Below are 7,003 nucleotides of genomic sequence, written 5' to 3' on the forward strand. Positions count from 1 at the left end.
GGGGAAGCCCGGGACACTCGCCGCTGCCATAGACCACGTGCCAGGGGGGCCCATGAGGCATGTCCATTTTCCTGCGCAAAGAGTGGCCAGGACGGCCCATGAGGCCACTGGCTCCGCACGGCGCCGCGGCGACAAGGCCCGCTGGTACCTGCCCGCCGCCGTCGGCGCCGACTTCCTCGGCGCCGCCGTGCCCGTCGGCCTCGTCTTCGAGGCCGCGCAGCAGGTCCGGCCGCTGTACTGCGCCCTCGGCGCCGCCCTGGCGTGGACCGGGACACAGGCGCTGCGCCGACGCTACGCGACCCGGGTGCTCGGCGAGTCCCGCGGCGTGCTGCCGGTCCTCCACGACTGGCTGATTCTCATCGGTGTGCTCGCGGTCGCCCGGGTGGTGACCGAGGAGAACACCCCCCGGCTCGCCGCCCTCGGGGCCCTGCTGCCCGCCCTGCTCATCACCGTCGCCTGCCACAAGCTCACCTACCGCCACCTCTCGGCCGCCCGCCGCGAGGCGCAGGCGGTCACCCGGGTCCTGGTCGTCGGCGAACCCGACGCCGCCGAGGACGTCATCGCCCACCTCGCCGCGCGCACCGACCACCCCTACGTGGTGGTCGGCGTGGTCCCGGTGGGCGCCGGACCGCTCACCAGCGGCATCCCCGTCGCGGCCCGGCTGGGCGCGGCCTCCCCGCAGGCCCCGCACGGCGACTCCCAGGCGGTGCTCGGCGCCGTCCGCAGCCACCACGCCGACCTGGTGCTGGTCGCCCCCGGCGCCCGCATCGCGGGGGAGCGGCTGCGCCGCGTCGCCTGGGCCCTGCACGACGCCGGGCTGGAACTCGCCGTCTTCCCCGGCCTGGTCGAGGTCTCCGTCAAGCGGCTGGAGACGCTCTCCGCGGGCGGGCTCGCCATGCTGAGGGTCCTGCCGCCGGTCAGCCGGGGCGTGCAGACCGTGCTCAAGTCCGCCCTGGACCGGGTGGGGGCGGGCATCGGCCTGATCCTGCTCGCGCCGTTCTTCCTCGGGATCGTCCTCGCCATCCGGCTCGGCTCCCGCGGCCCCGCCTTCTACCGGCAGCGGCGCATCGGCCGCGACGGGGCCCCGTTCGTCATGTGGAAGTTCCGCACGATGGTCGTGGACGCCGACGCCCGCAAGGCGGAGCTGAGCGGGGCCAACGAGAACGACGGCCTCATGTTCAAGATCCGCCGCGACCCCCGGGTGACCCGGGTCGGCAGGCTGCTGCGCCGCACCTCGCTGGACGAACTGCCCCAGCTCATCAACGTGCTCACCGGCCACATGTCCCTCGTCGGCCCGCGCCCGCCGCTCCCGGAGGAGGTGGCCGAGTACGACGAGGTCGAGCTGCGCCGGCTCACCGTCCGACCGGGCATGACCGGGCTGTGGCAGATCAGCGGCCGCTCGGACCTGTCATGGGACGAAACGATTCAGCTCGATCTGCAGTACGTCGACAACTGGTCCTTCACCAGTGACGTCGACGTGATGGGCCGTACGCTCCGCGCCGTCGTCGACGGCCGCGGAGCGTACTGAGGGGCTCCCGGGTGAGATCAGCCCTGCTCGCGCCACCAGCGGTACGTGGCAGCGATGCCGTCCCGCAGCCCGACGGCCGGCTTCCAGCCGAGGGAGGTCAGCCGGCCGACGTCCAGCAGCTTGCGCGGGGTCCCGTCCGGCTTGGACGTGTCCCAGGCGAGGCGCCCGCGGAAGCCGGTCACCTCGGCGACCGTCTCGGCCAGTTCGCGGATCGTGAGGTCCTCGCCGCAGCCGATGTTGACGGGCTCGTCCCCGTCGTACGTGCCCAGCAGCACCACGCAGGCGGCGGCCAGGTCGTCCACGTGCAGGAACTCCCGGCGCGGGGTGCCGGAACCCCACAGGGTGACCTCCTCGCGCCCCTCGGCCGCGGCCTCGTGGAAGCGCCGGATCAGGGCCGGCAGGACGTGCGAGGACTCCAGGTCGAAGTTGTCGCCCGGGCCGTAGAGGTTCGTCGGCATCGCCGAGATGTACGAGGCCCCGTACTGCTTGCGGTACGACTGGACCTGGACGATGCCGGCGATCTTCGCGAGGGCGTAGGCCTCGTTGGTGGGCTCCAGCGGACCGGTCAGCAGGGCGTCCTCGCTGATCGGCTGCGGGGCCAGCTTGGGGTAGATGCAGGAGGAGCCCAGGAACAGCAGGCGGTCCACACCGGCGGCGTGCGCGCCGGCGATGACGCTGAGCTGGATCTTGAGGTTGTCCTCCAGGAACTGCACCGGGTAGGTGCTGTTGGCCATGATCCCGCCGACCTTGGCGGCGGCCAGCACGACGGCGTCCGGTCGGACGTCCCGGAGGTAGGCCCCCGTCGCCCCGGCGTCGCGCAGGTCGAGGTCGGCGCGGCCCCGGGTGAGCACCTCGTGGCCGTCGGCGGTCAGCCGGCGGGCGACCGCGGACCCCACGAGGCCGCGGTGGCCCGCGACGAAGACGCGGGCGTTCGGGGGCAGGAGCGGCAGCGAACTTGTCATACCGCCGATGATGCCAGTCCGCTCCCGCGGGGGTGGCGGCAGTCCGCGACCCGGGACCGGTCGCCGGTCCGGGCGCCGGCCGCGGAATCCGCCGCAAAGGCGGCCGGACCGGGCGTGTACGGTACCCATCCGGCCCGCGGTACCCGTCCGGCCCCGGGCTCCGGCCCGCGACCGCGCGTCCCCCGGCCGGGGCCCGCCGGCCTCCGGGCCCGACCCGCGCACCCCGTGCCGTACGGCACGGCCCCGACCCCGAGGCACCGCCTCGCCCCGCTCCTCAGCACCCACCGCAACGATTCCCAGGGGGACCCCACATGGGCAAGACCGCACTGATCACCGGCGTCACCGGGCAGGACGGCTCGTACCTTTCCGAGCTCCTGCTCTCCAAGGGCTACACGGTGCACGGTCTGGTGCGGCGGTCCTCCAGTTTCAACACGGAGCGCATCGACCACATCTACCAGGACCCGCAGGCCCCCGACCGGTCCTTCGTCCTGCACCACGCCGACCTGTCCGACGGCGTCGCGCTGGTGAACCTGCTCCGCGACATACGCCCCGACGAGGTCTACAACCTCGGCGCCCAGTCCCACGTCCGCGTCTCCTTCGACGCTCCGCTCTACACGGGCGACGTGACCGGCCTCGGCGCGCTGCGGCTGCTGGAGGCCATCCGGGCCAGCGGTGTCGACACCCGCATCTACCAGGCCTCGTCCTCCGAGATGTTCGGGGCCACCCCGCCCCCGCAGAACGAGGGCACCCCGTTCCACCCGCGCAGCCCGTACGGCGCCGCCAAGGTCTTCGCGTACTGGACCACGGTGAACTACCGCGAGGCGTACGACATGTACGCCGTCAACGGGATCCTCTTCAACCACGAGTCCCCGCGCCGCGGCGAGACCTTCGTGACGCGCAAGATCACCCGCGCGGTGGCCCGGATCAAGGCCGGCCTCCAGGAGAACCTGTACCTGGGCAACCTGGACGCCGTGCGCGACTGGGGCTACGCCCCGGAGTACGTGGACGCCATGTGGCGGATGCTCCAGCAGGACGAGGCCACCGACTACGTGGTCGCCACCGGCGTGGCCGCCACCGTCCGCGAGTTCGTGGAGGCCTCCTTCACGCACGCCGGCCTCGACTGGAACGAGCACGTGCGCTACGACGCCAAGTACGAGCGCCCCAGCGAGGTCGACGCCCTCATCGGCGACGCCTCGAAGGCCAATGAGCTGCTCGGCTGGAAGCCGACCGTCCTCGTGGCGGATCTGGCCAAGATCATGGTCGACGCCGACATCCGCCTGGTCGAGGACCAACTGGCGGGCGCTTCGGTCCGCATCGACCGCTGAGGCCTTATATTTCCCCTACGCTTTGCCGTGTTCCGGCCATGGCCGCAGGTCTCTGCGGCCGTGACCGGGGTAAACCTGCCGTATGTCCGAAGTGCACCCTCCATGCTGAACCCTGTTGATTCCAAGTTGGTATGCAATGGGTCAAGTGAGGTGACCGGGCCCTCGCGTGAGCCCTAGTCTGCGCCAGTACATATGGCTGTTCGGATAGTTCCAGCCATCAAACCGGGCGATTGCCCTGGGGGGCTCATGCGTAGATCCAGAGGGCTGACTGCTGCCCTCGTCCTGTCACTGGCCGGCGCCGGCACCGGCATAGGCCTGGTGCTGATGCCCCAGGCGTCCGCCATCACGCAGCCGGTGGCCTTCACGGCCGACCAGCTGCCCACGTGGCAGCCGAACGGCATCGTCTGGGCGATGGCCCAGGCGAACGGCACCGTCTTCGCCGCCGGCACCTTCTCCGCCGTCAACCCGCCCGAGGGCAGCGCTTCCGGCAGCGAGCAGGAGGCCGTGAACTTCGTGGCGCTCGACGCCGCGACGGGCGCCCCCACCTCCTGCAAGCTCGCCTTCACGATCGGCGACGGCACCGCGACGGTGCGCTCGCTGGTCGTCTCGAAGGACGGGAAGACGCTGTACGCGGGCGGCTACTTCGGCGCCGTCAACGGCACGCCGGTCTCCAGCGTCGCCGCGATCGACATCGCGACCTGCGCGCCCAAGGCCGCGTTCCACCCGAGCTTCCCCGCCACCGTGCGCGCGCTCGCGGTCACCGACGACACCCTCTACGCGGCCGGCGACTTCGGATCCGTGGAGGGCGAGACCCGTGAGCGGTTCGCCGCGGTCGACGCCACCTCCGGCGCCCTGAAGCCCTTCGTCGCCAACGCCGACGAGCCGGGCCGCGCCATCGAGGTCACCCCGGACGGCAAGAACGTGCTGCTGGGCGGTGACTTCTTCAGCGTCAACGGCAGCAACTCGCACGCGCTGGCCGTGGTCAACGCCACCACCGGCGCGATCACCAAGACGTACAGCAACATCCCGTCGAACTCGGTCGTCAAGGACATCTCCACCGACGCCACCGGCTTCTACACGGGCAATGAGGGCTCCGGCGGCGGCGTCTTCGACGGCCGCATCGGCCTGCGCCTCACCGACTTCACCGAGAAGTGGCGCGACCGCTGCCTCGGCGCCACGCAGTTCGTCCTGCCGTACGACGGAGTGCTCTACAGCTCCTCGCACGCGCACGACTGCAAGACGGAGCAGGAGTTCTCCGACGGCAAGCGGCACTTCCTGCTGGCCCAGCCGACCGACCACACCGGCGCCGCCCCCGCGCCCGTGGACGGCTTCGTGCGCGGCCCGGGCAAGCTCGGCTGGCACCCCACCGCCAACGACGGCCTCGGCGAGGGCATCGGCCCGCGCGTCATGGCCGTGGCGGAGAAGAACGACGTCAAGTACATGTGGGTCGGCGGTGAGTTCACCCTCATCAACGGCAAGCCGCAGCAGGCGCTGACCCGCTTCGGCTCCACCGGCGACGTCGGCGCGCCGACGACCCCGGTGGCCAGCGCCGCCAGCGTCAAGCCCGGCGCGGTCCAGGTCCGCTGGCGCACCAGCTACGACCAGGACGACAGCAAGCTGACGTACCGCGTCTACCGCAACGGCTCCGCCACCCCGATCGCCTCGGTCACCGCGGACTCCCTGGAGTGGCGCCGTCCGCAGGCCTCCTGGAACGACACCACGGCCAAGGCCGGCCAGTCGTACACCTACCGGGTCGCCGCGACCGACGCCGCCGGCAACACCAGCGCCCTGTCGGCCGCCGTCTCGGTGACCGTCCCGACCGCGGCCCAGGCGTACCCGAACCAGGTCCGCACCGACGGCGCGGAGCTGTACTGGCGCTACGACGACACCGTCAGCCCGTACGTCGCCGACTCCTCGAACAGCGGCAACACCAGCGGTGTCCAGCTGAACGCCCCGGCCATGCGCCAGACGCCGGGCGCCGTCTCCGGAACCAGCACCGCGATGGGCTTCAACGGGACCAGCCAGCAGGTCTACAGCGACCACCGCCAGACGGTCGGCAGCTCGTACACCATCGAGACCTGGTTCAAGACGAACACCACCCGCGGCGGCAAGCTGGTCGGCTTCGGTGACAACACCGAACGCAACAGCAACCGCTACGACAAGCACATCTACATGACGAACACGGGCCGCCTGGTCTTCGGCGTGAACCCGGGCTCGATCAAGACCGTCTCCACCGGTCTGTTCGACACCTACAACGACAACAAGTGGCACCACGTGGTCGCCAGCCAGGGCCCCGGCGGCATGGCCCTGTACGTCGACGGGCAGCTCAAGGGCACGCAGAACGTGACGGCCAGCGAGCAGTACGCCGGCTTCTGGCACGTCGGCGGCGACCAGCTCAGCCTCTGGCCGACCCGTCCGACGTCCAACTTCTTCGCCGGCCAGATCGACGAGACGGCGATCTACCCGACGGTGCTCACGGCGGCCCAGATCAAGAACCACTTCGACCTGGCCAAGGCGCCCACGGACACGGTCTCCAAGGTCAGCGCGACCGAGGACACCTACATCAACCAGGGCGCCCCGAGCACCGCGAACGGCGCGGCCACCTCGCTGGCCGTGCGCGGCACCTCCCTGTACGAGACGTACCTGCGCTTCACCCTCCCGGCCGCCCCGGCCGGACAGGTCCTGAAGTCCGCCTCGCTCCAGGTCAAGACCACGACGCAGGTGGGTGCCGGCACCGCCGACACCGTGTCCGTGGTCCCGGTCACCGGCACCTGGAGCGGCGCCGGTACGACCTACAACACCAAGCCCACCCTCGGCACCACCCCGCTCGGCAGCATCGCGGGCGTGCCGGACGGTTCGGCGATCCACTCCGTGGAGCTGGACACCGCCGCGGTCTCCGCGGTGCTGGGCAGCAGCTACAGCATGGGTCTGACGAGCACGGGCACCGACCCGCTGTGGATCTGGTCCTCGGAGGCCGCGGCCGCCGACGCCGCGCCGCAGCTGGTGCTCACCTTCGGCGCGAAGTAGCCGTCAGCACCCAGTGACCGCCTGACGGCGTGGGGGGGCCCGCGGCCCCCCGCCCGGGCCCCCCCCCCCCCGGGCGCCCGGCCCCCCCCGGGATGGCGCCCCCCCGCCCCGCCGCCCCCCGCGGGCGGCGCCCGCGGGTCCCGCAGGGGCGTCCGCCGTGC

At 71.9% G+C, this 7,003-nt stretch carries 4 protein-coding genes; 3 read left to right on the plus strand and 1 reads right to left on the minus strand.

Annotated features, from left to right (window positions below):
• Positions 1-52 precede the first annotated feature (52 nt).
• A complete protein-coding gene (locus ACFWUQ_RS17525) occupies positions 53-1,528 on the plus strand; it encodes a sugar transferase (RefSeq protein WP_384538685.1) in 1,476 nt (491 codons plus the stop codon).
• Positions 1,529-1,545: 17 nt separating this feature from the next.
• Here ACFWUQ_RS17525 and ACFWUQ_RS17530 read toward each other — a convergent pair whose 3' ends face one another.
• Complete coding sequence (locus tag ACFWUQ_RS17530) at positions 1,546-2,490, minus strand: GDP-L-fucose synthase family protein (RefSeq protein WP_384538687.1); 945 nt, start codon at positions 2,488-2,490, stop codon at positions 1,546-1,548.
• 311 nt (positions 2,491-2,801) lie between these two features.
• On the opposite strand from ACFWUQ_RS17530, the gene gmd reads away from it, so the two are divergent.
• Positions 2,802-3,815 carry a GDP-mannose 4,6-dehydratase gene (gmd, locus tag ACFWUQ_RS17535; RefSeq protein ID WP_384538688.1) on the plus strand — a complete coding sequence of 338 codons (1,014 nt, stop codon included), beginning with the start codon at positions 2,802-2,804 and terminating at the stop codon, positions 3,813-3,815.
• A 246-nt stretch (positions 3,816-4,061) separates the two neighbouring features.
• Complete coding sequence (locus ACFWUQ_RS17540; RefSeq protein WP_384538690.1) at positions 4,062-6,842, plus strand: LamG-like jellyroll fold domain-containing protein; 2,781 nt, start codon at positions 4,062-4,064, stop codon at positions 6,840-6,842.
• Positions 6,843-7,003: the final 161 nt, after the last annotated feature.

The sequence above is a fragment of the Streptomyces sp. NPDC058662 genome (assembly GCF_042716255.1).
GTDB lineage: Bacteria > Actinomycetota > Actinomycetes > Streptomycetales > Streptomycetaceae > Streptomyces.

Excerpts from the sequence above, each read along its gene's own strand:
- ACFWUQ_RS17525 (WP_384538685.1), top strand. The coding sequence starts at position 53 with ATGAGGCATGTCCATTTTCCTGCGCAAAGAGTGGCCAGGACGGCCCAT.
- ACFWUQ_RS17530 (WP_384538687.1), bottom strand. The coding sequence starts at position 2,490 with ATGACAAGTTCGCTGCCGCTCCTGCCCCCGAACGCCCGCGTCTTCGTC.
- gmd (WP_384538688.1), top strand. The coding sequence starts at position 2,802 with ATGGGCAAGACCGCACTGATCACCGGCGTCACCGGGCAGGACGGCTCG.
- ACFWUQ_RS17540 (WP_384538690.1), top strand. The coding sequence starts at position 4,062 with ATGCGTAGATCCAGAGGGCTGACTGCTGCCCTCGTCCTGTCACTGGCC.